The organism is Amycolatopsis sp. NPDC052450 (assembly GCF_044547565.1).
Taxonomy (GTDB): Bacteria; Actinomycetota; Actinomycetes; order Mycobacteriales; family Pseudonocardiaceae; genus Amycolatopsis.
In genome coordinates this window covers 761,637-785,811 of the sequence record NZ_JBIUAQ010000001.1, presented here as the reverse complement: position 1 = coordinate 785,811, position 24,175 = coordinate 761,637, and the positions used below count along the sequence as shown (strand labels likewise).

The 24,175-nt window shown below is 69.2% G+C and carries 24 protein-coding genes and 1 tRNA gene; 10 read left to right on the top strand and 15 right to left on the bottom strand.

Annotated elements, in window-relative coordinates; genetic code table 11:
• Positions 1-268: 268 nt before the first annotated feature.
• The 3 genes from ACIHAO_RS03835 to ACIHAO_RS03825 all read right to left on the bottom strand — a co-directional run bounded on the left by ACIHAO_RS03835 (position 269) and on the right by ACIHAO_RS03825 (position 3,082).
• Positions 269-970, bottom strand: a complete 702-nt coding sequence (locus tag ACIHAO_RS03835) for a Crp/Fnr family transcriptional regulator (protein ID WP_396554601.1) — start codon at positions 968-970, stop codon at positions 269-271.
• Complete coding sequence (locus tag ACIHAO_RS03830; RefSeq protein WP_396554600.1) at positions 967-1,932, bottom strand: hypothetical protein; 966 nt, start codon at positions 1,930-1,932, stop codon at positions 967-969. Before ACIHAO_RS03830 ends, ACIHAO_RS03835 begins: the two co-directional genes overlap by 4 nt.
• 205 nt (positions 1,933-2,137) lie before the next feature.
• Entirely contained in the window at positions 2,138-3,082 is a 945-nt protein-coding gene (locus tag ACIHAO_RS03825) for an Ldh family oxidoreductase (protein ID WP_396554599.1), read from the bottom strand.
• 113 nt (positions 3,083-3,195) lie between these two features.
• On the opposite strand from ACIHAO_RS03825, the gene ACIHAO_RS03820 reads away from it, so the two are divergent.
• The 3 genes from ACIHAO_RS03820 (at position 3,196) to ACIHAO_RS03810 (ending at position 4,007) form a co-directional block, all read left to right on the top strand.
• The gene (locus ACIHAO_RS03820) at positions 3,196-3,483 is read left to right on the top strand and encodes a DUF2277 domain-containing protein (RefSeq protein WP_125780632.1); all 288 of its coding nucleotides are present in this window, start codon (positions 3,196-3,198) and stop codon (positions 3,481-3,483) included.
• A gap of 28 nt (positions 3,484-3,511) precedes the next feature.
• The gene (locus tag ACIHAO_RS03815) at positions 3,512-3,874 is read left to right on the top strand and encodes a DUF4190 domain-containing protein (RefSeq protein WP_125790461.1); all 363 of its coding nucleotides are present in this window, start codon (positions 3,512-3,514) and stop codon (positions 3,872-3,874) included.
• A 44-nt stretch (positions 3,875-3,918) separates the two neighbouring features.
• Positions 3,919-4,007 (top strand) — tRNA-Ser (locus tag ACIHAO_RS03810).
• Positions 4,008-4,057: 50 nt separating this feature from the next.
• Here ACIHAO_RS03810 and ACIHAO_RS03805 read toward each other — a convergent pair.
• Positions 4,058-5,845, bottom strand: a complete 1,788-nt coding sequence (locus ACIHAO_RS03805; protein WP_396554598.1) for an RICIN domain-containing protein — start codon at positions 5,843-5,845, stop codon at positions 4,058-4,060.
• A 264-nt stretch (positions 5,846-6,109) separates the two neighbouring features.
• Between ACIHAO_RS03805 and ACIHAO_RS03800 the strand changes: the two genes are divergently transcribed.
• Together ACIHAO_RS03800 and ACIHAO_RS03795 are read left to right on the top strand one after the other, a co-directional pair.
• Entirely contained in the window at positions 6,110-6,517 is a 408-nt protein-coding gene (locus ACIHAO_RS03800; protein WP_396554597.1) for a YciI family protein, read from the top strand.
• Between the two features lie 8 nt (positions 6,518-6,525).
• Complete coding sequence (locus ACIHAO_RS03795; protein ID WP_396554596.1) at positions 6,526-7,668, top strand: RNA polymerase sigma factor; 1,143 nt, start codon at positions 6,526-6,528, stop codon at positions 7,666-7,668.
• Here ACIHAO_RS03795 and ACIHAO_RS03790 read toward each other — a convergent pair.
• A complete protein-coding gene (locus ACIHAO_RS03790) occupies positions 7,658-8,161 on the bottom strand; it encodes a MarR family winged helix-turn-helix transcriptional regulator (RefSeq protein ID WP_396554595.1) in 504 nt (167 codons plus the stop codon). The two genes, ACIHAO_RS03795 and ACIHAO_RS03790, sit on opposite strands and share 11 nt — an antisense overlap.
• 536 nt (positions 8,162-8,697) lie before the next feature.
• Here ACIHAO_RS03790 and ACIHAO_RS03785 point away from each other — a divergent pair.
• Complete coding sequence (locus tag ACIHAO_RS03785; RefSeq protein WP_396554594.1) at positions 8,698-9,615, top strand: neutral zinc metallopeptidase; 918 nt, start codon at positions 8,698-8,700, stop codon at positions 9,613-9,615.
• Between the two features lie 204 nt (positions 9,616-9,819).
• On the opposite strand, the gene ACIHAO_RS03780 is transcribed toward ACIHAO_RS03785, so the two are convergent.
• On the bottom strand, positions 9,820-11,361 hold the full coding sequence (locus ACIHAO_RS03780) for a M28 family metallopeptidase (RefSeq protein ID WP_396554593.1): 1,542 nt from the start codon (positions 11,359-11,361) through the stop codon (positions 9,820-9,822).
• A gap of 80 nt (positions 11,362-11,441) precedes the next feature.
• Between ACIHAO_RS03780 and ACIHAO_RS03775 the strand changes: the two genes are divergently transcribed.
• Positions 11,442-12,419: an NAD(P)H-quinone oxidoreductase gene (locus ACIHAO_RS03775; RefSeq protein WP_396554592.1), complete on the top strand. Its 978-nt coding sequence runs from the start codon at positions 11,442-11,444 to the stop codon at positions 12,417-12,419.
• On the opposite strand, the gene ACIHAO_RS03770 is transcribed toward ACIHAO_RS03775, so the two are convergent.
• Positions 12,416-13,615 (bottom strand): cysteine desulfurase-like protein, encoded by a 1,200-nt coding sequence (locus ACIHAO_RS03770; RefSeq protein WP_396554591.1) that lies wholly within the window; start codon positions 13,613-13,615, stop codon positions 12,416-12,418. The two genes, ACIHAO_RS03775 and ACIHAO_RS03770, sit on opposite strands and share 4 nt — an antisense overlap.
• A 134-nt stretch (positions 13,616-13,749) precedes the next feature.
• Between ACIHAO_RS03770 and ACIHAO_RS03765 the strand changes: the two genes are divergently transcribed.
• Positions 13,750-14,358: a bacterial proteasome activator family protein gene (locus tag ACIHAO_RS03765; RefSeq protein ID WP_396554590.1), complete on the top strand. Its 609-nt coding sequence runs from the start codon at positions 13,750-13,752 to the stop codon at positions 14,356-14,358.
• 72 nt (positions 14,359-14,430) lie between these two features.
• Here ACIHAO_RS03765 and ACIHAO_RS03760 read toward each other — a convergent pair whose 3' ends face one another.
• The 4 genes from ACIHAO_RS03760 to ACIHAO_RS03745 are packed head-to-tail and all read right to left on the bottom strand — an operon-like array spanning position 14,431 to position 18,913.
• Positions 14,431-15,585 carry an epoxide hydrolase family protein gene (locus ACIHAO_RS03760; RefSeq protein WP_396554589.1) on the bottom strand — a complete coding sequence of 385 codons (1,155 nt, stop codon included), beginning with the start codon at positions 15,583-15,585 and terminating at the stop codon, positions 14,431-14,433.
• Positions 15,586-15,624: 39 nt separating this feature from the next.
• On the bottom strand, positions 15,625-17,202 hold the full coding sequence (locus ACIHAO_RS03755) for a hypothetical protein (protein WP_396554588.1): 1,578 nt from the start codon (positions 17,200-17,202) through the stop codon (positions 15,625-15,627).
• Complete coding sequence (locus ACIHAO_RS03750) at positions 17,199-18,170, bottom strand: spore coat protein (RefSeq protein WP_396554587.1); 972 nt, start codon at positions 18,168-18,170, stop codon at positions 17,199-17,201. Before ACIHAO_RS03750 ends, ACIHAO_RS03755 begins: the two co-directional genes overlap by 4 nt.
• Positions 18,167-18,913 carry a cytidylyltransferase domain-containing protein gene (locus ACIHAO_RS03745; protein WP_396554586.1) on the bottom strand — a complete coding sequence of 249 codons (747 nt, stop codon included), beginning with the start codon at positions 18,911-18,913 and terminating at the stop codon, positions 18,167-18,169. Before ACIHAO_RS03745 ends, ACIHAO_RS03750 begins: the two co-directional genes overlap by 4 nt.
• 49 nt (positions 18,914-18,962) lie before the next feature.
• Between ACIHAO_RS03745 and pseB the strand changes: the two genes are divergently transcribed.
• A complete protein-coding gene (gene pseB, locus ACIHAO_RS03740; RefSeq protein WP_038507572.1) occupies positions 18,963-19,946 on the top strand; it encodes a UDP-N-acetylglucosamine 4,6-dehydratase (inverting) in 984 nt (327 codons plus the stop codon).
• Positions 19,939-21,078, top strand: a complete 1,140-nt coding sequence (locus ACIHAO_RS03735; protein WP_396554585.1) for a DegT/DnrJ/EryC1/StrS family aminotransferase — start codon at positions 19,939-19,941, stop codon at positions 21,076-21,078. The genes pseB and ACIHAO_RS03735 overlap by 8 nt, the downstream gene beginning before the upstream one ends.
• A 313-nt stretch (positions 21,079-21,391) precedes the next feature.
• On the opposite strand, the gene pseI is transcribed toward ACIHAO_RS03735, so the two are convergent.
• The 4 genes from pseI to ACIHAO_RS03715 are packed head-to-tail and all read right to left on the bottom strand — an operon-like array spanning position 21,392 to position 24,040.
• A complete protein-coding gene (pseI, locus tag ACIHAO_RS03730; protein ID WP_396554584.1) occupies positions 21,392-22,447 on the bottom strand; it encodes a pseudaminic acid synthase in 1,056 nt (351 codons plus the stop codon).
• A 30-nt stretch (positions 22,448-22,477) separates the two neighbouring features.
• On the bottom strand, positions 22,478-22,930 hold the full coding sequence (locus ACIHAO_RS03725; RefSeq protein ID WP_396554583.1) for a GNAT family N-acetyltransferase: 453 nt from the start codon (positions 22,928-22,930) through the stop codon (positions 22,478-22,480).
• A gap of 3 nt (positions 22,931-22,933) precedes the next feature.
• A complete protein-coding gene (locus ACIHAO_RS03720) occupies positions 22,934-23,374 on the bottom strand; it encodes a hypothetical protein (RefSeq protein WP_396554582.1) in 441 nt (146 codons plus the stop codon).
• A 36-nt stretch (positions 23,375-23,410) separates the two neighbouring features.
• Complete coding sequence (locus ACIHAO_RS03715; RefSeq protein WP_396554795.1) at positions 23,411-24,040, bottom strand: hypothetical protein; 630 nt, start codon at positions 24,038-24,040, stop codon at positions 23,411-23,413.
• Positions 24,041-24,175 lie beyond the last annotated feature (135 nt).

Sequence of the window (24,175 nt, the reverse complement as noted above, 5' to 3'; positions counted from 1 at the left end):
TCACCTCCCTCCGTTTTCGCCTGCCGAGGCAGGCCGGGCGGTCAACCGAGAGAAACCCCGATGAGCAGTCCGACGAATAGCGAAAACGCACACAACTTGAGCACCACATTCGCACCGCACATGACCTTCACCGATTCACCTCTCGAAAGAGTCTGGGATCCGGATTATCCGAGCCGCGCGCCTCGTCGAATCTTTGGATCAACTCAATGAGAAGAATTTATGACGGTCAGCGGCCGTGTTCCACATCAGATGATGCGGAACGGAGAATTCATGAATCCAGCCGGATGAGCGAACGCAGCCTGCCGGTTTCGACGATCATCCGGCCCCTGCCGGTGTGAAGCGCGCCGACGTCGCGGAGATCCTCCAGGATCCGAGTCACCGAGGGCAGGGACGCGGGCACCATGTCGGCGAGTTGCTGCTGCGTGAGGGTGATCGGCACGCGCGACCGGCTGTCTCCGGGACGGGCGTCCTCGGCGATCGAGAGCAGACAGAGAATGGTGCGTTTGCGGACATCGAGCCGGTACTGCTGCCGCTGGTCGTCGCTGTCCCTCAGCCGGGCGACGGCTGTCCGGAGCACGCTCCAGGTGACTTGGGGCCGTGCGTGACACAGCTCCACGAACCGGGCGGCCGAGAGCACGAGGAACACCGAGGCGGACAACGTCCGAACCGTCGCCGAGGCCGGCGATCGGTCGACGGCCGACATCTCACCGATCAGCTGTCCGGGCCTTCGCCTGGCCAGGATGGTGCGGATACCGTCCGCGTCCTGCCGGAAGACCTCCGCCGAGCCGGTGCACAGGAGATGGACGGTGGACGACGGCCGTCCTTGTCTGCAGATCTCGACCGCGCGCGAAACCGATATGGATGTCCCGGCGGCGTTCATCGCTCGCCTGTCGTCTATCGACAAGGTGTCCCAGAAGGCGCCCGGCTCGCTCTCGGGTACCGGGTCCCGCCACGTCCGGCCATCGCTCACGGCATGGTCCATTGGACGCCGTAGCCGAACCCGGGCAACAGGTCGCGGAACACGACATGGAGCTCCCCCGCCTTGTCGGGCGCGAGGCCGTCACCCGCAGGGACCTCCTCGTCGAGGTCGCGATGGAAAGCCTCTTCGACTCGCCAGATCCGCCCGGGCGGATCGACGAGTCCGAACCGGACCCGGAGGTCGAAGAGGTCGCACCGCCTTGGCGACGTGTACACGTAGTGCTCGCGCATCGCCTGCCCGTCGGGAACCCGATATCTCATCGCGTACTCGTGGCGTTCTCCCGCTCGGAGTGGCTTCGGCAGGGTGAGAACGAACTCGAAACGGCTGCCGACCGGGCGCCTTCGACGAAGGAGCGTCCCGCCATAAAGAACCTCCGCCGCCAGGTCCCGGTCTCTGTCCTTCGCGGCGGGCACCGTCGGCAGGCTGAGTGCGACGACTATCTGGTCGAGGTCGTCGCGCTCGGCGACGATCGTGCGCCTCTCCAGCGCCTCCGGAGCACCACGATCCAGGATCAGGACCGCGCTGAACTGCTCGACATAGAAGTCGCTCTGATCGTTTTCCGGCCGCGGAGACGGTGCGCTGAGACAACGGGCCGCCACCTCCGCGAGCTGGGCGATGCCGTCGTCCATCCGGCGGCGGACGGTTCGCTCGTCTCGTCCGATCCGCTGGGCGAGCCACGAAATCCGCCCGGTCAGGAACTGGTGTCTCGCCGCGGGATGGAGCGCGACCGCCGCCGAGGCGGCCACTCGCAGGTCAGCGGGCAAGAAGGCCGCCACGTCACCGAGGTGTCGCAGGAGCTTCTCTCTGACCTCTGGCACCTGGTCGTCCGCCTGGATGTGGCAAAGCTCGCGCAGGGTGGGGCCTATCCGCTGAGTGATCTCAGCGGAGAAGATCCCCCGCCCTTTGCGCAGAGCTCGCAATTCATCAAGCAGGCCGGTGTAGTCGGCCGCCATACTTCCCCCTCTGGCACCGTCTCCTCGAACCAGCAATCAAACCAGAGAAGACACACCGAGAGGGACCGCATAATCACCGTCAGTTCGAATATCGTCGACAAGCACGCGACAGAATCACCCGGTCAGCCCAACAGGTGAAGGAATCGCGAATTGTTCGTGATTCCCCTCCCTCGGCAGTACGGCATTCACGAGGACGGATCAGGGGTCATCGGCCGCCGAAGCCCGGCAACCTGAGTGCCCTCGCGAGTTCTTCGAGTTCGCGGTGCACCGGCTCGTTCAGCGGGACGCCCAGCGCCTGGCACTGTTCGAGGTACTGCGCCTCACGCCAGCCCGGGTACCGGACCGGAGTGCCGCCCTCCCAGCCGAGCAGGCTGCCGAACAACGCGCTCGCGGCCTTGTAGAACCCGTCGGCGCTGCGCAGCGTCGTCGGCGCGATGGCCATCACCATGAGACCGGTGTCGTGATCGTGGTCGCCGACGCCCGACAGGACTCCGGCGAAGATCTCCACCAGCAGCGCGAAGCCGGCGACGGCGGCGCTGTCGACGTCCGCGAGGGTGTCCAGGTCGAGCACGAACTCCGGGTACGCGCCCGCGGGGGCGGCCATCCCGAGCGGGTTCGCTGCCTTCCCCAGCTCGCCGCCCGCGGCCATGACGAGCCCGATCATGGTGTGCGGCAACGCCCTCGCGGCATGGTGCCCGGCGCGGCCGAACGGCCCGACGCCGCGGACCGACATGAGCCCGACGCCGTACCGGCCCGCCCGGGACACCGCGCGGTCCATCGCGTCGCCGACGGCCCACAGTCCCGGCGCGCGGCGGTAGTCGATCAGGGCGGCGGCACCGCGGTCGGCGATCATCAGCGGTTCGGCCCTCGGCCGCACCATGCCGTTGACCAGCATCGGCAGATGCAGCCGGGTCAGTTCGGCGACACCGGACTCCGGCGTTCCGGTGAGATCGCCGTGGCACACCGCCTCGGCGGCCATCCTCGCCCGTGACCACGGCAGGTCGTGGGCGGTGAAGATCTCGGTGACCAGGTCGATCAGGGCGTCGATCGGGACGCGCTGCCAGACCTGTTCCGGTATCGGGGAGGGCTCGGCCGGTTCGGGGATCGGCTCGACGGGCGCGCGGCGAAGAGAGCGGGGTCTGAGGGGCACTCCGCCGAGAGTGCCCAAACGCGTTTTTCGGCGTCAACGAACCGGGGCAGCTTCTAACCGACTGTGTGATCGAAGCACCCGGAAACGTCGGTGGGCGGACGTACGATCGGGTCATGTGCCGGAACATCACCACGCTTCGAGGCCTGGAGCCGGCGGCGACGCCGGACGAGATCGAGGCCGCCGCCCGTCAATACGTCCGCAAGGTGTCCGGGGTGCAGAGCCTGTCCGACGCCACCCGTGAGCCGTTCGAGGCCGCCGTCGCCGAGATCACCGAGATCACCAGGCGGCTGCTGACCGAACTGCCCGCCCGCCGTCAGCCGCCGGCGACGGTGCCGCCGTTGCGCCGCCCCGAGGTCCAGGCGCGGATCGCGGCGAAGGCCGAGAAGAGTCAAGCGTCCTGAACCGATCTCCGGCGGTTACGGTGAGCCGGTGACATATCCGCAGGATCCCTACGGTCAGCAGCAGCCGTACGGTCAGCAACCTCCGTACGGGCAGCCGTACCAGCAGCCGGGCTACGGCTACGGTCCGCCGCAACCGCCGCAGGAGCAGGGTCTGGCGATCGCGGCGCTGATCGTGTCGATCGCCAGCCTCGTCGCGTGCAGCGGGCTGCCGTCGATCGCGGGTGTCATCATGGGGCATATCGCGCATTCCAAGGCCAAACGCGGGGAAGCGGGCGGCCAGGGCATGGCGCTGGCGGCCCTGATCATCGGCTACGTCGGTGTCGCGATCATCGTGCTCATCCTGGCGTTCTTCCTCTTCATCGGGATATTGACGGACTGGGACTTCGACTAGATCCGAAGCGTCCCGGCAAAGCACCGTCGGATATCCTCGACGGCGGTAGCGTGTCCGAGCGGCCGAAGGAACATGTCTTGAAAACATGCGAGGGCTCTGTCCTCCGTGGGTTCGAATCCCACCGCTACCGCCAGTCTTGAAGACAAAGCTCCCCAGGTCAGCGGACCTGGGGAGCTTCGCGTTTCACGCGGGCACGAGAGCCCAGACGGTCTCGTCGCTGCGGCCGCCCACGAAGGGCCGCTGCTCGAGGATCGAAGCCGTGCCGTTGTTGACCTGCCGCACCGCCAGCTGGCTCGCCCGGTTCACCAGCCCGTAGCGCATGTCGGCGCTACGCAGCAGCTTCCACTGCTGAGAGGTCGACGAGCCGCAGTGCGTCTGTTCGAGGAGCGCGCCGGCCGCGGTACTGCCGGAGACCGGCCGCAGGCACAGGCCGCTGCGCTCGTTGGAGATCCTCCAGTATCCGCCGCCCGCGTCGGTGAGCTTCCACTTCTGGCCGTTGTCGTTCTGCCTGGCCACGTGGGTGATCTTCGCGCCGGAAGAGGACGAGCCGTCGACCACGGCCGCACTGTTTCCGTTGGTCGCGACGGTCAGGTAGTACTTCGTGCTCGCCTTCGGGCCGGGGTCCGCGACGGGGTTCAGGGTCCACTGCTGGTTGGCCGCCCCGGTGTAGGGCTGCTGGACGAGAGACGCCGGATACGCGCCGCCCTCGGTGATCGCGTAGCCCGTCAGGTAGTTGAAGATCGCCACCTTGCCGTTGCCGAGCGGCTGGAACGCCCACCGCATGCCGTTCTGGCCGTTGCAGTTGTACTGGAGGATGTGCGTGCCGGGCGCCGTCCCGCTCTGGGCGCTGTCGGCGCACAGCTGGCTGTTGGCGTTGACGAGTTGCAGACCGGTGTTGTAGCCCAGGATCCACTTCTGGCTCGGGGAATCCGTGCGGGCCCGGTGACTGAGTTCGACGAGGCCGCCGGTCGACGACCCCACGACGTCGATGGCGTTGCCGCCGGCGCCGGTGATGACGTACGTCTTCCCGCCCCGTGCGTGGCCGTCGTCGTTGTCCGGGGTGTCCTTCTTGATCAGGAAGGCACTGTTGGCGACGTTCCAATGGGTGGCGAGCCAGCTGCCGGGCGTGGGATTCGTGCTGAAGTAATCGTCGTTGCCGCAGTCCAGCAGCCGATCGAAATCGCGCTCCGTGCAGTCGAAGGACTGGGTGTCGCCGTAACACATCAGATCCCATTCCTGGGAGCAGTGCCCGCCGCCCTGGTAGTGCGGGGCGCCGGGCAGGACGGCGCCGAGCATGTGGCCGAGTTCGTGGGCCGCGGCGTTGACACCCCAGCAGGGGACGGCGATCTCCGTGTAGTGCCTGCCGTTGTTGAAGGCGTTGGCGGGACCGGGCTGGTCGTCGCTGTCGCCCCACGTGCCGGCGCAGGTGTGGGGGTTGTCGGAGAACAGCATGTAGTCGCGGTCGGCGTGGTGGAAACCGGCGTTGATGGCGGCGTCGCGGATCGCGCCCGAGGTGTACGTGCCGTTGGGCACCACGAGGTTGGCGACGGCGACCTGGCAACCGGCGCCCGCCGTCGTCACGTACCGCAGATGCCTGCTGGCGCCCGTCGCCGCGGCGCTGTCGTTGAACGAGTCGTCGATCCCGGACGCGTAGGCGCGCAGGGAGGGCACGACGGTCGCGTACCGGTCGGGCTGACCGGCTTCACGGACGTAGACCAGCTCGACGCGTTTGCCGGAGACCCCGTCACCCTCGCAGACCACCGGATTGGCGGCGATCTGCGCCTGAGCGACGGAAGCGGCGAGCGGGGCCACCGGGGTCGCGCCGGGCGGCAGCGGCCGGCTGTGGTCCTTGACGGCGGGTGCCGCCGGGATGTCGGAGGCCGCGGCCCCCGCGGTCTCACCCACGAACAGGCCGCAGAGGAGACCGGCGGTCACCAGCAGGCCGGCGGATCGCCGTTTTGCCTTGGACAAGGGGTTCTTCCTTTCGCGAAGGGAAACTACCGCGATAAAGAAGGCTAGAGATCGGATGTATACACCACCAGACGCCATTGAGGGCAGTTTGTTTCCCGATCAATCCGACTTGAGGTCCGATGAAATCGGTAGCCTCCGATATGTTCCCGGCCATCGGGCAGCATTACTGTTCCCGCCGATGTCGAGAACCCGTACCCGGCTCCGTCCCTGGCGATGAAAGCGGCCGAACCCCGGCCGCGCCACCCTCATCGAGGAGAACAAGTCATGGCGAAGTACCTGCTGCTCAAGCACTACCGCGGCGCTCCGGCGGCGGTCAACGACGTGCCGATGGACCACTGGGCGCCGGACGAGATCACCGCGCACATCGAGTACATGCGGGACTTCGCGCTCCGGCTCCAGGAGACCGGCGAGTTCGTCGACGAGCTGGCTCTCGCTCCCGAAGGCACCTTCGTCCGGTACGACGGCGAGGGTAAGCCGCCGGTCACCGACGGCCCCTTCGCCGAGACCAAGGACCTGATCGCGGGCTTCATGGTGATCGACGTCGACAGCTACGAGCGGGCGCTCGAACTGGCGGGCGAGCTGTCGGCCGCTCCGGGCGCGGGCGGAAAGCCGATCCACGAATGGCTCGAACTGCGTCCGCTGTGGGGCGAGCCCCTCGTCATCACGGAGTGAACGCCGAGATGGACGAGGCTCTCCTTCGCGGCCTCACACCGAACGTCCTCGGAATCCTCGTCCGCCGCGGAGCCGACTTCGCGGCGGCCGAGGACGCCGTGCAGGAAGCGCTGATCGAGGCCGTCCGCGTCTGGCCCGGTGACCGGCCGAAGGATCCGAAGGGCTGGCTCGTCACCGTCGCCTGGCGCAAGTTCCTCGACATGGCCCGCTCGGACGCCGCCCGTCGCCGTCGCGAGGACCTCGTCGATGAGGAACCGGAACCCGGGCCCGCCCCCGCGGTGGACGACACGCTGCAGCTCTACTTCCTGTGCGCCCACCCGTCGCTGACGCCGTCGTCGGCGGTCGCGCTCACCCTGCGCGCCGTCGGCGGGCTGACCACCCGGCAGATCGCCCAGGCGTACCTGGTGCCCGAAGCGACCATGGCGCAGCGCATCAGCCGGGCGAAACGCACCGTCTCCGCGGTGCGTTTCGACCAGGCGGGTGACGTCGCCACCGTGCTCCGTGTGCTCTACCTGGTGTTCAACGAGGGCTACTCCGGCGACGTCGACCTCGCCGCGGAAGCCATCCGGCTCACCCGGCGGCTCTCGGCGTCGATCGACCATCCCGAGGTGCGGGGCCTGCTCGCCCTCATGCTGCTCCACCACGCCCGGCGCGCCGCCAGGACGACTCCCGGCGGCGACCTGGTGCCGCTCGCCGAACAGGACCGCGGCGAATGGGACACGCGCCTGATCGCCGAGGGCGTCGAAATCCTGCAAGCGGCGCTGGCGCGCGACAGGCTGGGCGAGTTCCAGGCGCAGGCCGCCATCGCGGCGCTCCACGCCGACGCGCCTGCCGCCGAGGAGACCGACTGGGTGCAGATCGTCGAGTGGTACGACGAACTCGCGCTGCTGACCGGCAGCCCGGTCGTCCGGCTCAACCGCGCGGTGGCCGTCGGCGAGGCGGACGGACCACGCGCGGGCCTGGCCGCGCTGGCGAAACTGGACGACTCACTGCCGCGGTACACGGCGGTGGCGGCGTACCTCCACGAGCGCGACGGCGACCTGGCGACGGCGGCGCGGCTGTACAGCGAGGCCGCCGAAAAGGCGGCCAACCTGGCCGAGCACGCCCACCTGACGCGTCAGGCCGCGCGGCTCAACGCCCTCAAGAAGTGACCGGCGGCAGCCGCGGGAGACCGTCGATCTCCGAGAGGTGTTCCAGCACGCGGCCGAAAGCCTGCCCCAGCACCTGCTGCTCTTCGGGGCTCAGCAGGTCGATCAAATGCTCCCGGACGCCCTCGACGTGCGTCGGCGCGGCACCCGCCAGCAGTTCCGCGCCGCGTCCGGTCATCTCCGCGACGACGCCGCGTTTGTCCGCCGGGTCACGGGTGCGGCGGATCAGCCCCTCGGCCTCCAGCCGGACCATCTGGTGCGAAAGCCTGCTCTTGGTCGAGCCGAGCATGCTCGCCAGCTCCGTCATCCGCATCCGGTTGTCGGACTGGAGCGAGAGGCAGACCAGGACCTCGTAGTCGGCGAGCGTGACGTCGTGCCGCTCGGAGAGTTCGCGATGCAGGCGCTGCCGCAACCGCATGGTGGCGACGATGTACGAGCGCCAAGCGACCATCTCCGACTCGGACAGCCAGCGCACTTCCTTCTGCTCCACCGCCATCCACGCAGCGTAGAGCGTTGATCGCACGAGGCGCATACCCGCCGGTCACTTTTCGGCCGGTGAAAAACCCGGCGGGACATTCGCCCGAAGGAGGGTTACGAAAAGGTTGAGACTCGGCGCGAAAAGGCGCATTCTTCTTGTCAGCGGATGGTCGGGCAAGTATCGGGCGATCTCCACGGACGATCGCCGGACTCGCTCCCAGCCGGGAAGGGTCAAGGTGGTGGTATGGCGGGTGATTCTCGCGGTTGACCGCCTGCTGTGTCCCGCGACCGGAACGGAATGGACCGGGTCGGTCGCGACTGCGAACAGCGACGAACGCGGGCATCTCAGATGCGCACGCCAATTCTCGCGCATTCGGCGTCACTCCGGCCTGTTTCGGGTTCGCGGCCTCTTCGACCGCCTCGGCAGTGCCCGGCGCCGGCCCGATGATCGCGGCCGACCGGCGACAAGTACAGACAACCTCGGTAGTCCTGGGTGCGGCCGCGCTGCGTGGCCGCACCCAGGCATATCCGGCCTCTTCCGGTTACGCTTTCCCCGTGCGATTCGACGAAGGCGCGGGCCTGGACACCTCCGAGGTCGAGGACCTGCGTGGCGGTGGCGGTGGCGGCGGTATCGGCGGCCGGGTGGCACTCGGCGGCGGCGGGCTCAGCGTGGTCGGCCTCGTCATCTACTTCCTGATGTCCCAGTTCGGCGGCGTGAGCCTGAACCCGTCTTCGAGCGGGCTCGGCGGTCTGGGCTCCGGTCAGCAGGTGGACAACACGTCGCTGTCGCAGGAATGCAAGACCGGCGCGGACGCGAACCGCAAGCACGACTGCGCGATCGTCGCCACCATCAACTCGATCCAGGACTACTGGGGGCAGGAGTTCCAGCGGTCCGGCTCGACGTATCGCAAGGCCGTCACCAACTTCTTCAACGGCGGCGTGAACACGGCCTGCGGCAACGCGACCTCGGACGTCGGGCCGTTCTACTGCCCCGGCGACTCCGAGGTCTACATCGATCTCGCGTTCTTCAACGAACTCCGCACCCGGTTCGGTGCGCAGGGCGGGCCGTTCGCGGAGGCGTACGTGCTGGCCCACGAATACGGCCATCACGTGCAGAACCTCACCGGAGTGTCCAAGAAGGGCACCGGCAGCGGGCCGACGTCGGGCTCGGTGCGGCTCGAACTCCAGGCCGACTGCTACGCCGGCGTCTGGGCGAACCACGCCACCACCACGCCGACCGAGACGGGGCGGCCACTGCTCACCGAGCTCACCCAGGAGGACATCAACTCCGCCCTGGACACCGCTTCGCGGATCGGCGACGACTACATCCAGTCCAAACTCGGCGGCGGCCGGGTCGACGAGTCGCAGTTCAGCCACGGCACTTCGGCGCAGCGGAAGAAGTGGTTCACCACCGGCTTCCAGACCGGCCAGCCGGCGCGGTGCGACACCTTCGCGACCAACAGCCTGGGCTGAGCTGCTTCTCCCTCGGTGCTCCCCTCGCTCGCCCGGTGCGCCCAATGTGGCATTGGGGACGCTGAGCGCCACCAATGCCACATTGGGCGCACCGGTCCCCAGGGTCCGTCCCCCTGAGCAACCGGGCCGCACTCCACGCAATGAAGGGGCCTTTCATCGCAAATTTTGCGATGAAAGGCCCCTTCATTGCGCTTGAGAGAGCTACTACGCGGCGACGTGGTGGTCGTCAGCGTGGACGGAAGCGGTCATGCTTCGCTGCTGGGACCGCTCCGCGGCGCGAAGGGCCTTCGCCTTCGTGGCCGAGGCACCCGAAACACCATTGATGTTCGCGGTGCTGGTCGCGTACACGCCCAGCGCCCAGGCGACGGCGTCCGAGTTGCGCTCGAGCGCGACGCGGTCGACGTTGCCGAGGTTGTCGCAGGCCTGGTGGTAGCACTTGTCGTAAGGAACGTCGGCGCTACCGCCCCACTTCGCGGCCTGTGCGGCGGTCTTCACGCCTTCGGCGCCGGTGAACAGGCCACCGGCCGGGATGCCGACCGCGATGAACTGGCCGTAGTCGGAACGACCGGTGAAGTCCGTGCCCTCGACCGGGACACCCTTGCCCTGCTGGAGGTAGTCCACGAGCGTCTGCTCGAGCTGCGCGGAGCCGTACGGGCCGGCGCCCGCGCCGACACCGTCGGAGTTGTCACCGTCGTAGGCGAAGTACGCCGCGTTCGGCGAGCCGATCATGTCGTAGTTGTAGTACAGCGCGATGTTGAGCTGCTCTTCGAAGCTCAGCGAGTTGACGTAGTGGGTCGAGCCGACGAGCCCGAACTCCTCGGCGCTCCACCAGCCGAAGCGGACGGCGTTGTTGGCCTTGGGCTTGCTGCCCAGCTGCAGCGCGGTCTCCAGCAGCGCGGCGGAACCGGTGCCGTTGTCGTTGATGCCGGGGCCTTCGGTGACGCTGTCGAGGTGGGCGCCGAGCATCACGACGTTGTCCTTGCGACCGGTCTTGGTCTCGGCGAGGACGTTGTAGCTGGTCCGCTCCTCCTGGAAGGCGCGCAGGTCGAGGGTGACCGAGGAGCCTGCCTTGGTGGCGAGCGCCTGGCCGTCGGCCTGGGTGATGCCGCCGGTCGGGATCTTGCCGGCGGCCGGGTCGCCCAGGGTGCCGTTGACCGGGCCAGGGACGTTGTTGTAGACGATCGCGCCGACGGCTCCCGCCGCGGCGGCGGTCGCCTGCTTCTGCGCGAACGAGCAGCCGCCGCGCTGGATCAGTGCGATCTTGCCGGTGACCCCGCCGGCGTAGTCGGTGGCCTCACAGCCGCTCGTGTCGTCGACCGGGACCACGGCGAGCGGGGCGGTGATTCCGCCCGTGGGCGTCGACGGGCTGTAGGACATGATGATGACCGGGACGTCGGCGCCCGCGACCGTCAGCTGCTCCGCGAGGGTCTCCGCGTAGGTGAACGGGAACTCCTGCCGCGTGACCGAGTAGCCGGCCTGCTCCAGCTTGGTGGCGATGTATTCCGCGGACTTCTTGTGCCCTTCGGTGCTGGCGGCGCGGCGCCCGCCGTTCGCGTCCGAGATCCGCTGCATGGCGATCAGGTGCCGGTTGACGTTGTTCACGTCGACCTTGTTGACGAGCTGTTTGGCCAGCGCGGGGCCCGCGGGCCCGGTCGCGGCGGTCGCAGCGGGAACCACTCCGACCGTGAGCGCGGCGGTGGCCATCACCACGATCGAGGGAACAATGCTTCTTCGCGAATATGACATGAGCGTCACCTTTATGTGGTTTGCGCCACAGGTCAACCGACGTTCGGCGGACTTTACGACACCGGGATAGGGTCGCTTGTATGTACGCGATCACCATCCGTGAGCCCGGCGATCCCGATGTTCTCGAATGGACAGAGGTCCCCGATCCCGTAGCGGATTCGGGTGAAGTCGTCATCGAGGTCGCCGCGAGCGCCGTCAACCGTGCTGACCTGCTGCAACGCCAGGGCAACTACCCTCCTCCGCCGGGGGCGAGCGAAATCCTCGGGCTCGAATGTTCGGGCACGATCGCCGAAATCGGCGAAGGCGTCGAGGGATGGCGAATCGGCGACGAAGTTTGTGCTTTGCTCGCCGGTGGCGGCTATGGGGAAAAGGTCGCCGTCCCGGCAGGACAACTGCTTCCGCTTCCCGCCGAAGTCGAATTGCTCGCGGCCGCCGGACTGCCCGAAGTCGCGTGCACGGTCTGGGCGAACGTGGTGATGCACGCCAAGCTGTCCGAAGGCGAGGTCCTGCTCGTCCACGGTGGCGCGGGCGGCATCGGCACGCACGCGATCCAGGTCGCCAAGGCGCTCGGCGCGACGGTCGCGGTGACGGCGGGTTCGGAAGACCGCCTCGACAGCTGCCGCCAGCTCGGCGCCGACATCGCGATCAACTACAAGGAACAGGATTTCGCCGAGGTCCTGCGCGCCGAGACCGGCGGCGCGAACGTCATCCTCGACAACATGGGCGCCAAGTACCTCGACCGCAACCTCGACGCGCTGGCCATGGACGGCAGGCTCGTGGTCATCGGCATGATGGGCGGGGTCAAGGGCGAACTGAACATCGGCAAGCTGATGGGCAAACGCGCGAGCGTGTTCGGCGCGGGCCTGCGGTCGCGGCCGCTGGAGCAGAAGGCGGCGATCGTCGCCGACGTCCGCGAACGGCTGTGGCCGCTGGTGGAGCAGGGTTCGGTGCAGCCGATCGTCGGCCAGGTCGTCCCGATGGCCGAGGCCGCGTCCGCGCACCGCGCGCTGGAGGAGGGCACGGTTTTCGGCAAGGTTCTGCTCGCCGCGAAGTCTTAGCGGATCTCTTCCAGCACCCGGACGAGCTGATTGACCTCGAAGACGTTCGAGTAGTGCGCGAGACCGATGCGGACGGCGCCGCCGACTTCGGCGGCGCCGAGCGATCCGAAGACACCGCTCGTGCCGTCGTCGGCGAAGGCGCAGAGACCCTGGGACGCCAGGTATTCGGCGACCTCGGGCGCCTTCTTGCCCGCGACGGCGAACGCGAGCGCGGGGATCCGGCGCATGGCGTCGCCGATGACCATCACATGCCGCAGCGACCGCAGTTCGGTGGACAGCTGCGCCAGAAGCCCCGCGTGATACGACTTCGCCGAACCCAGCGACGTCACCAGCTTCTCGCGCCGCGAGCCCATCGCCGCGTCGTCCAATCCGGCCAGATAGTCGATCGACGCGATCAACCCGGCCAGCAACGGATACGCGTGCGGCCCGAGCTCCATCCGGGCCGGACCGCGCGCGGCCGGGTCGAGCGAGACCGACGGCAGGCGTTCGAGCAGTTCGGGATCGCGGAAGACCAGCGCCCCCACCGACGGCCCGCCCCAGGCCTGCGCCGAAACGACCATCACGTCGGCGCCGAGCACGTTGAGGTCCAGCGGCACGAACGGCGCCGCGTACGTCGCGTCGACGACGACCAGCGCGCCGACGCGTTTGGCGAACTCGATCACCGTCGGGACGTCGGGGCGTGTGCCGACCGAACCGGACGCCAGCGTGACCGCGACGACCTTGGTGCGCGCGGACACGAGGTTCTCGTACTGCCACGCGGGCAGCTCGCAGGTCTCGATGTCGATCTCGCCCCAGCGCACGACCGCGCCGACCCGTTTCGCCGCGCGGCGCCACGGCGCGAGATTGGCCTCTTCGTCGAGCCGGGACACGACGACCTCGTCGCCGATCGTCCAGCGATCGGCCATCGCGTCGACGAGGCGGCGGATGAGGTCGGGCGCGTTGGGCCCGAGTACGACTCCGGCCGGGTCGGCGCCGACCAGATCGGCGACCGCCCGGCGAGCGGCCGTGACAATGCTTTCCGCGCGCTGGGAGGCCGGAAACGCTCCACCCGGTCCGGACACCGGAGCGCGCATGGCCGTGGATACGGCCGAAGCGACCTGTTCAGGTACGAGCATTCCGGCGGCGCCGTCGAAGTGAATCCAGCCGTCACCCAGCGCGGGAAACAACCCACGGATACGAGCGACGTCGAACGCCATGGGGACACCGTACGGACGTGCGGTTGGGCGCTTTACCCGGGGTTGGCTGCCCGAACACGGGGCGCGACGATTCCCGCTACGCTCGGAGACGGCGCCGAAAACCACACTGCGCTTCGCGCCCGACGTAGGCCAGGATGGAGCACATGACCGACCCAGTTTCCCGCGAATCGAACACCCCCGGTGACGGCGGCGGAGACTCCTCGCCCCACGTGGTGGTCGTCGGACCCGACGGCACTCCGGTCGGCACCGCGCGCCTCGCCTCCCCCGGCTCCGGCTCCGGCGAGGAGGCGCAAGAGGAGTCGCTCGGCGACCTCGTCGAAGAACCCGCCAAGGTGATGCGCATCGGCACGATGATCAAACAGCTGCTCGAGGAGGTCCGCGCCGCACCGCTGGACGACGCGAGCCGCACGCGCGTGCGCGAGATCCACCAGACCTCGATCCGCGAGCTGGAACAGGCGCTGGCGCCGGAGCTGCAGGACGAGCTGGAGCGGCTGGTGCGCCCGTTCACCGAGGACTCGACGCCGTCCGATGCCGAGCTCCGGATCGCGCAGGCCCAGCTGGTCGGCTGGCTGGAAGGACTGTTCAGCGGCATCCAGACCGCGTTGTTCGCGCAGCAGATGGCCGCGCGGGTGCAGCTGGAGCAGATGCGGCGTGGGCTCCCGGCCGGTCTTTCCGCGGGCGGTGCCCTTGGCGGTCACGGAGCCGCAGGCGGCGACGCTCACGGGCCCGGCCAGTACCTCTGACGCGCAATGAAGGGGCCTTTCATAGCAAATTTTGCAATGAAAGGCCCCTTCATTGCAGCCGGCGGGGGGGGGTCAGCGCAGCGGGCGGAAGAACGTCCGCAGGTCGCCGATGAGCAGGTCCGGCACCTCCAGCCCGGGGAAGTGACCCCCTCGGTCCGGAGTGGACCAGTGCACGATGTTGTCGGTGCGCTCGGCGAGATGCCGGATCGGGAGGCCGGTGTCCTTCGGGAACACCGCCACCCCAGTGGGCACTGTGGACTCCGGCGGCTCCTCGCCCCAGGCCGGTCCCAGCGCGGCGTAGATCCGCGAAGACGAGTTCGCGGTCCCGGTGAGCCAGTAGAGCATCACGCTGGTGAGCAGGTCGTCGCGGTCGATGGCGTCTTCCGGGACCTCACGGGAGTCCGAAAAGGACTTGAACTTCTCCACCAGCCAGCCGAGCTGTCCGGCCGGTGAGTCGGTGAGCCCGTAGGCAAGCGTTTGCGGTTTGGTCGCCTGGATCATCGCGTAGCCCAGCTCGCCGGTCTGGAAGTCCCGCCCGCGCGCCAGCGCCGCCTCGCCCCGCGCGAGTTCGTCACCGGTCAGCCCCGCGAGATCGTCCTCGGATTCCGGCACCGCGTGCGGCAGCATCGTCAGATGCGCGCCGATCACCCGCTCCGGGCATCGGACGCCCACGTCGCGCGACACGATCGCGCCCCAGTCGCCACCGTGCAGCCCGAAGCGCTCGTACCCGAGTCGCGACATCAGCACCTGCCAGGCATCGGCGATCCGGCCGGTACCCCAGTTCGCGTCGGTCGTCGGCCCGGAGAAACCGAACCCCGGCAGCGACGGCACGACGACGTGGAACGCGTCCCCGGGATCGCCGCCGTACGCGCGCGGGTCCGAGAGGGGGCCGGCGACGTCGAGGAATTCCACAAGGGACCCCGGCCAGCCGTGCGTGAGCACCAGCGGGATCGCGTCCGGCTCCGGTGACCGCGCGTGCAGGAAGTGGACGTTCGCGCCGTCGATGTTCGTCAGGAAACCGGGGAAACCGTTGAGGCGTTCCTCGTGGGCACGCCAGTCGTAGCGCAGGCGCCAGTACTCGGCGAGCTCCCGCAGGTACCCGAGCGGCGTCCCGAGCCCCCAGCCGACGCCGTCGAGCTCGTCCGGCCAGCGCGTGTTCGCCAGGCGGGCGGCGAGGTCGTCGAGGTCACGCTGGGGGACATCGATTCTGAACGGCGAGATGGTCATGCGGACGACGGTAGGAGCGATCGAGGACAGCCACGGTCCTCAGCCGCCCGGCAGTTGGGCACGCAGGCGATCGAGCCAGCGATCGATGGTGTCCTCGTACCGGCCGGGGTCGTTCCGGCGCTGTGCCTCGTCGACGGACGCGGCGACCGCCGCCCGGATCGACGCCGCGTGTTCGGGCAGCGCGAGGACCTCCTGGTAGTAGCCGTCGCGCATCTGGACGTCCGCCACCAGCTGGTAGTCCCTGGCCACTTCCGGGACGACGAGACCGTACGCCCAGCCGGGGGTCTGTCCCGGCCCGCGTGCGGTGACCACGATGACCGTGGGACGCACGGCCTTGACGACGTCGTTCGGCGAGGCACCGTGGGCGATGGCCTCGTCGTTCAGTCCGATGTAGTCGATCGACTTCCAGCCGCTGTAGTACGGGATCGCCCCCGCGTCGGAGACCGCGAGACTGCGTGCCGCCTCGGGCACCTCGGCGTTCGCGAGGCCCTTCCCGATGGCGACGTGGGCGCGTTGCAGATCGGGACCGTAGTTGGCGATCACCGGCAGATCCGCCGATTCCGCGCCGGTGACGGCGACCCAGCCGACCGCGACCGCGCCGGTCACGGCGGCGATCCACCGGCGGCCGAGCCGCGCCATGGCCAGCCCGGCGCCGAGACACAGCACCGGGAACGCGTGGAAGGCGAACCGGTGCAGGTAGTCCATGGTCGGTCCGGACACCGCGTAGGTCATCCCGGTCTGGAGGACGACCGAGCACAGCACCAGGCCCGCGCCCCGGCTCGCCTTCCGGAACAGCAGGAAAGCGGTCAGCACGAGCAGCGGGGCGACCAGCCAGGCGGTCGTCTCCAGCCACACCGAACCGGAGTCGAGGTTGCCGAACTTGACGTAGAAGGTGTTCGGGAACGGGTGCCCGAAGTAGCTCCACCGCCAGCCGAAGTACGCGCCGCCGACGACGGCCACCCCGGCGACCAACGCCCACGTCCGGCCGCTCCCGCGGCCGAGCCAGCCCCAGACGAGGAAGGCCGGGACGGTCGCGAGCACACCCTCCGGCCGGATCATGCCGGCGAGGAGCAGCAGCACCGGCGGCTCCCACACCCGCACCGGGCGGCCTTGGACCAGGTCCACCCCGACGATCGCGGCCCGCAGCACGACGGCGGCGAACGCGATGGTCTCCAGGCCCGCGGTGACATGGAAGTAGGACGGCACGAAGAGCACCAGCGCGCCGCCGGCCACGAGCGCGCCAAGCAGGCCCGCGCCGCGGTGCCCCGCCCGGACCAGCATCACGAGGATGCCGATTCCCAGTACGAGCGACGTCACCTTCGCGACGGTCTCCAGCGGCACTCCGATGAGCGCGAAGGGCACGTGCCAGAGCATCCAAAGGAAGTTGGTGAAGCCTTCGATCGGGTCTTCGCCGACGTTCCACACCGGACCGTGGCCGTCGGCCATGTTCGCCGAGTACCGGAAGGTGATGAAGGCGTCGTCGATGGTGAGGAACCACGCCGCCCAGCAGCCGGCGAGGAAAAGCGCTCCGAATCCGAGCAGGACGACGAGGAGTCCTCGGCGTCGTTTCGGTTCCGGGACGGCGTCAGCCTCGGTTCGCTCCGCCGTGGTCGTCATCCCGTCACCCTCGTCTTCTCCAGCCGGTCCAGCACCCGGTCCACCCCTCGCCCATCCACAAGAGCCATCGAAGTCCCGGAGAGACCGTTACGCGCCGACGGGTCCGACATCAGTCCTCTGAGTGTCTCGGTGGCCTGGCCGTCGAGCGCGTCCGCGCTGCCCAGCCCGGCCGCCAGCCCCAGATTGAGCGCCGCCCGGTAGCCCGCGTCCTGGTTCGGGACCAGGCGGACGACCGCGGTGGGCACGCCGAGACAGCACAGTTCGAGGAGGGTCACCCCGGCCGCGCTGATCGCCAGCTCCGTTTCCACCAGCAGGCCGAGCAGCCCCGGCCCGGGCGGCGTGACCCGGATCTCCTGACCGGGCAGCGGTTCGGGCACGACGGGTTCACCGCGTACGAGCACGTCGGCTTCGAAAGGCAGCCGAGTGTCGCGAAGGGCGCGCAAGAGCTCGCTGACCGTTTCGGCCCATTCCGCGCCGCCGCCGAGCACCACGGTGACCCGCGGCCGTTCGCCGCCGGATCGTCGCTCGGAACGCTTTTCCCTCGCCCGCACGACGGCTTCGCGCAGCGGCGCGTAGGCCACGCCCCTGAGCAACTCCCCCGACCCGTCGTCCGGCCTCGGCCCTGGTTCGAAGGCGCAGTCGACGACGAGGTCCGCCGCGCGCCTGCCGAACACGTCGTCCTCGATGGACACCAGCAGCGCGCCCGCGGCGTTGACCTCTTCGCGCACTTCGCCGAGACCGTAGTGATCGACGACCACCGCGTCGAAACCCTCGAAGGGCACGGACGGCACCACCGGAACCGACAGCTCACCGAACCGGGCGGCCAGCCACTCGGCGTTGTCCACCCGGCCCGAGAACACGACCTCCCAGCCTCGCGCGACCGCGCGTTCGGCGTAGGCGACCATGCGCGAGACGTGGCCGGCGCCGATCGACGGCGAGGCGTCGGCCCGGAGCAGCAGCCGGGTCACCTGGCCACCTTCTTCTGCTCGACGTGCGCGTTGAGCTCCACCAGCTCGGGCCGTGCGCGCAGGACGGAGACCACCTCGCGCCAGTCGCCGGCACGGTCGCCCAGTTCGGCCACGATCCCTTCGATGACAGCCCAGTCCTCGGGGGTGTCCAAGGTCACGCGCAGGTCGTCGGCGGGCGGGCTCACGACGATCCCGGCGCAGGAATACCGCTCCGGCTTCGCGTAGATGCCCGAAGTCACATGCTCGCGATCGGCGCCGCGGGCGGTTTCGACCTGCTCGACGAGCACCCCGGTGCGCACGAGTTCGGCGTCGAAACCACGCGGCAGGGTGCGCACCAGCACCGTGCTCAGATAGTCCAGCGACGGCTGCGCGCGCCACTGCGCCACGAGCTGCCCGATGAGCCCGGGGTCCAGCAGCGGGCAGTCGGCGGTGAGCCGCACCACGGCGTCGGCCGGGTACGACTCGACAGCGACCGCGAAGCGCGCGAGGACGTCGTCGAGCGGCCCTCTGGCGACCAGCGCGCCGTGCCGGGCGGCCTCTTCGGCCACCGCGTCGTCGTCGGCCTCCGTCGACGTCGCGACCACGACGTTGTCGATCCCCGGCGAAGCCGCCGCCGCGCGGACGACCCAGCCGAGCACACTCCGGCCGGCCAGCGGACGGAGGACTTTGCCAGGTAGCCGGGTGGACGACGCGCGTGCCTGGATGACGGCGTTGACCACGTGGGCCCCGGGGTCTGCATCCATGGGTGACATGATGTCGTGCGGCAGTAGCACCGAAACGCGGAGGTCAACGATGTCCGAGCTGGATGGCTCCAGCATCCTGCTCACCGGCGGGACCGGTTCGTTCGGCAAGGCGTTCATCACCTACGCCCTGGCCGAACTGAACCCGCGACGGCTGGTCGTGCTCTCCCGCGATGAGCTCAAGCAGTACGAAGCCCGGCAGCAGTTCGACAACGACCCGAGGCTGCGCTGGTTCATCGGCGACATCCGGGACCGCCGCCGCCTCGAGCGCGCGATGCACGGCGTCGACTACGTGGTGCACGCCGCGGCGCTCAAGCAGGTCGACACGGGTGAGTACAACCCGTTCGAATTCGTGCAGACCAACGTCGTCGGCTCGCAGCACGTCATCGAGGCCGCGATCGACACGGGCGTCAAGAAGGTCGTCGCGCTGTCGACGGACAAGGCGTCCAGCCCGATCAACCTCTACGGCGCCACGAAACTGTGCGCCGACCGGATGTTCATCAGCGCGAACCACTACGCCGCGACACATCCGACCAGGTTCTCCGTGGTCCGCTACGGCAACGTGATGGGCTCGCGCGGCAGCGTGATCCCGTTCTTCCGGGCACTCGCGGCCAAGGGCGAATCGCTGCCGATCACGCACAAGGAGATGACCCGCTTCTGGATCACGCTCCCGCAGGCCGTGCAGTTCGTGATCGATTCCTTCGACCAGATGAACGGCGGCGAGCTGTACGTGCCGCGCATCCCGAGCATGCGGCTGGTCGATCTCGCGCAGGCGATCGCGCCCGGTTCGCCGATGCACGAGGTCGGCATCCGGCCCGGTGAGAAGCTGCACGAAGAGATGATCGCCCCCGACGACGCCCGCCGGACCGTGCGCCTGAGCGACCGGTACGTGGTGCAGCCGCACATCGCGGGCTGGGGCTACGAGCCGCCGACTGGCGGCGAGGCCGTGCCGGAGAACTTCGCCTATCGCTCGGACACCAACGACCTGTGGCTCGACGCGGACGAGCTGCGCGACCTGGTCGAGCAGTATGGGTGAGTTCCTGCCGTACGGCCGCCAATCCGTTTCGGACGAGGACATCGCCGCCGTCACCGAGGTGCTGCGCGGCGACTGGCTGACCACCGGCCCCGCCGTCACCCGCTTCGAATCCGACCTCGCCGAGCACACCGGCGGGACGCCCGCGGTGGCCGTCACCTCGGGCACGGCCGCGCTGCACGTCGCGTACGCGGCGGCCGGGATCGGCCCCGGTGACGAGGTCGTCACGTCGCCGATGACGTTCGTCGCCACCGCCGCGACGGCGGTGCTGCTGGGTGGCAAGGTCGTGTTCGCCGACGTCGAGGCGGACACCGGCAACCTCGACCCGGCGGCGGCTTCGGCGGCCGTCACCTCGCGGACCAAGGTCGTCGCGGCCGTGGACTACGCCGGCCACCCGGCGGAACTGGACGAACTCGGCCGCATCGCCCGCGACCACGGCGCGCTGCTCCTGGAGGACGCCGCGCATTCCGTCGGCGGAAGCTGGCAGGGCAGGCCGGTCGGTTCACTCGCCGACCTGACCACGTTCTCCTTCTTCCCGACCAAGAACCTCACCACGGCCGAGGGCGGCGCGGTCGTCGCCGCTTCCGGCGAGCTGCTGGCGCGGGCCCGCGGTTTCCGCAATCACGGGCTGGTGCGCGACAAGGCGGCGCAGCGTTATCCGGACGAGGGCGCGTGGCATCAGGAGGTGCACGAGTTCGGCCTCAACTACCGGCTGCCGGATGTGTTGTGCGCCTTGGGAAGCAGCCAGCTGCGCAGGCTCGCCGAATTCAAGGAGCGCCGCGCGGAAATCCACGCGCGCTACACCGCCGCACTGTCCTCTTTGAACGGCGTCTTGACGCCCGCGGTGCGCGAAGGCGCGGACCCGGTGTGGCACCTGTACCCGCTGCGAGTCCTCGAAGGACGCCGCCGCGCGATGTTCGATCACTTGCGCGGCAAGGGAATCGGCGTGCAGGTCAACTACATCCCGGCGTACTGGCACCCGGTGTTCGAGGACCTCGGTTACCGGCGCGGGATGTGCCCGAACGCGGAGCTGTACTACAGCCAGGAACTTTCGCTGCCGCTGTTCCCGGCGCTGACCGACGCCGACGTGGACCGCGTCATCGACGAGGTCCAGACGTTCTTTCGTGAGCGGTAATGACGGTTAGGGCCAACCGTGTCTTGCAGGTGCACGGATGGCGCTTTCACGTGACCGCTCGGACGACACGCGTGATCAGGCGGACGACTCGCGGCGGAACCCTGGCCGCGGTCGTGTCGTCCGTCCAATCACGCGTGTCGTCCGCCGGATCACGCGTGTCGTCCCTCCAGTCACGTGACATCGCCGGTGCCGGACCTCGTGAGGGCGGGTGGGCGGCTCCTTCAGCGCTTCCGATGGCTCGGCGTCGAACTCGTATGTCGTGAAGGGCACCTGTGAGACCTTCATCGTCTCAAAGGCGCCCTTCAGCCACTCCCTAGATCAGGCCCCAGGTGAGTGCGGTGCCCTTCGGGACGTCGGAGGCGAAGGTGCGGCCCAGCACGTTCACGATCTCGGCGGGCGCCAGCCCCCCGGCGGGCCGGATGGAGCGCACGTTCTCCCGCGTCACGGTGTCCCCGGCACGCACGTCCTCGACGACGTAAAGGGAACGCCGCAACCGCAGGCCTTCCTTCTCGCTCTCGCGCGGCCCGATCACCGCCGCGCCCAGCGCCTCCCAGGCGCGGTGCGATTCGGTGACCAGCGCGGCCAGTTCGGCGGGCTCCAGGGAGAACTCCGAGTCGACGCCGCCGTCACTCCTGGCCAGCGTCACGTGCTTTTCGATGGCGACGGCGCCAAGCGCGACGGCCGCCAGCGGGGCGCCGATGCCGGGCGTGTGGTCCGACAGGCCGACGAGCGTCCCGGTCACGCCTGCCAGGACCGGCAGGCCACGCAGGTTGCTCTCGCTGGGCGATGCCGGGTAGCTGGCGGTGCAGCCGAGCACGATCAGCTGGTCGTTGCCCGCCGCACGCGCGGTCCGGACCGCCGCGTCGATCTCGGCGACGCCGGCCATCCCGGTCGAGATGATCAGCGGTTTGCCGGTTTTCGCGCACAGTTCGATCAGCGGCAGGTCGACGATCTCCGACGACGCGATCTTGTACGCGGGCGCGTCCAGCGACTCCAACAGGTCGACCGCGGTGGGGTCGAAGGGGCTGGAGAAGATTTCGAGGCCATGGGCGCGGGCGCGCTCGAACAGCGGCTCGTGCCACTCCCACGGCGTGTGGGCGCGCTCGTAGAGCTTGTAGAGGTTCTCGCCGCCCCACAGCGAATGCGAGTCGCTGACGCGGAAAGCGGGGGCGTCGACGTCGATGGTGATCGTGTCCGGCCGGTAGGTCTGGAGTTTGACGGCCTGCGCGCCGGTTTCGGCGATCGCGTCGACGATTTCGAGCGCCCGCTCCAGCTCACCGTTGTGGTTACCGGACATTTCGGCGATGACGAACGGCGGATGCCCGGCCCCGATGCGGTGCGCGCCGATCCGGACTTCCTGTGCTGACATGGACGAAACGCCTCCCTGACGACGGTCTGGTCAGGACACAGTCTTACGCAGCTTCCGGAAACCGTCGACGGCAGGCGCGGTCTCGGCGTATCCCGCGCGGTCGAAGAGCGCGGCCGACGCCGCGTTGTCCCGGTGCACCGCGGCCACGACGACCCGCACGGGATGACTCGCGGTCACGGCTCGTTCGCCTTCCGCCAGCACCGCGCCCGACAGACCGCGGCCGCGGCTTTCCGGCGCGAGGGTGATGCTGACCTCCCAGACACCCTCGTCCTCGCGGTCGAACCGGACGGTGCCGACCGGGACGCCGTCGAATTCGACGACGTACAGCTCCCTGTCCGGCGACGCCAGCACCCCGCGCAGCCAGGCGGAATGCTCTTCGAGCGTGATCACGCCGGTCGAACGGGACGCCTGACGGGTGCGAGGGTCGTTCCGCCAGGCGAGCAGCAGCCCCGCGTCGGCTTCCGTGGCCTTTCGGGCCGGCACGGGTTACTGAGCCTGCTCGATGGTGTCGCGCTGGCGGTCTTCGATCCGGCGCAGCCGGTCCTCGTACCGGGCGATCCCGGCGAGCCGGACGCGGATCTGGGCGTGCTGGCGCTGGATCTCCTGGATCAGGCTGCGCGCCTCCGCCAGTTCGGGTTTGTCGGCGTGCACCGGCAGCGACAGCGACTCGCGCAGATCCTCCAGCTGGGCCTCCTGGGCCGCGACGCTCGGGATGAGGCGGTCGAGTTCGGCGCGGGTCCAGCGCAGGTCGCCGCGCGCGCCCTCGAGGCCGCTCTCGGCGCCGTCGAGCCGGCGCCGGTGGTCCGCGGTGGCGTGTTCGAGGTCGTTGACGCGCCCGTTGAGGTCGCGGAGCCGCTCGTCGATCCGGAAGTCGATGAGCCGGGCGATCCGGCCGATCACGCCGCTGCGGAGTTTCTGCACTGCCATGGGGTGGTTCCTTCTCGGAGTGGGCTGGCTGGGAGTTCAGCGCAGGAGTTCGGTTTCGCCGGTCTTCGTCCAGGAGTCCAGCAGCCTGCCCTCGGCGGCGATCTGGTGTTCGGGACCGACGATGCAGGAGTCGCCCGCGGCGTGCTCCCAGTGTGTCTGGTCGGGGTCGTCGATGAACGAGAACCCGGACAGGATCAGGTCGGCGTGCGGGAACGACGTCCGCGCGATCCAGGCGGCCAGCGTGCCGGTGGTCGACCACAGGCCCTGTTCGCGGCTCGGCAGGCCGAGCGCGTCCGAAAGCGGCAGGACGACCTCACGGTTCGGCACCGGCACGTAGCCGAGGTCCGCGGGCCACCAGCCCGGGATGTCTTCGGGCTCCCAGTGCATCCGGCCCGGCTCGACCAGCAGGTAGAGCCGCTTGCGGTAGTCACGGAAGACGTGCTTGGTGGCGCGGACGGCGCGGTTGAACACGACGACGTGCACCCGGCTGCCGACGGCTTCGGGGCCGCCCGGCTCGTCCACGACGAAGCCGTTGACGCGGATCACGAGGTCACAGGCGTCGATCGCCTTCGCCCGCCGGGGGTCCGGCGGCAGCGGCTGATTCCCGACCACGGCCACCGAACGGGGCTCCGGCCGGTCGGCGTACGCGGCGAGCAGATCGACCATCAGGCTCGCCTCGCCGAGTGCAGCAGTCATGAGGGCAGAAAGTACCAGCACACGCACCGCGTTCGGGTCGGAAGCCGACGGTAGCTTTCCGTGGTCGGGCGGGGCGGCCCAGCCACCAGCGGCCCCATCGGTACC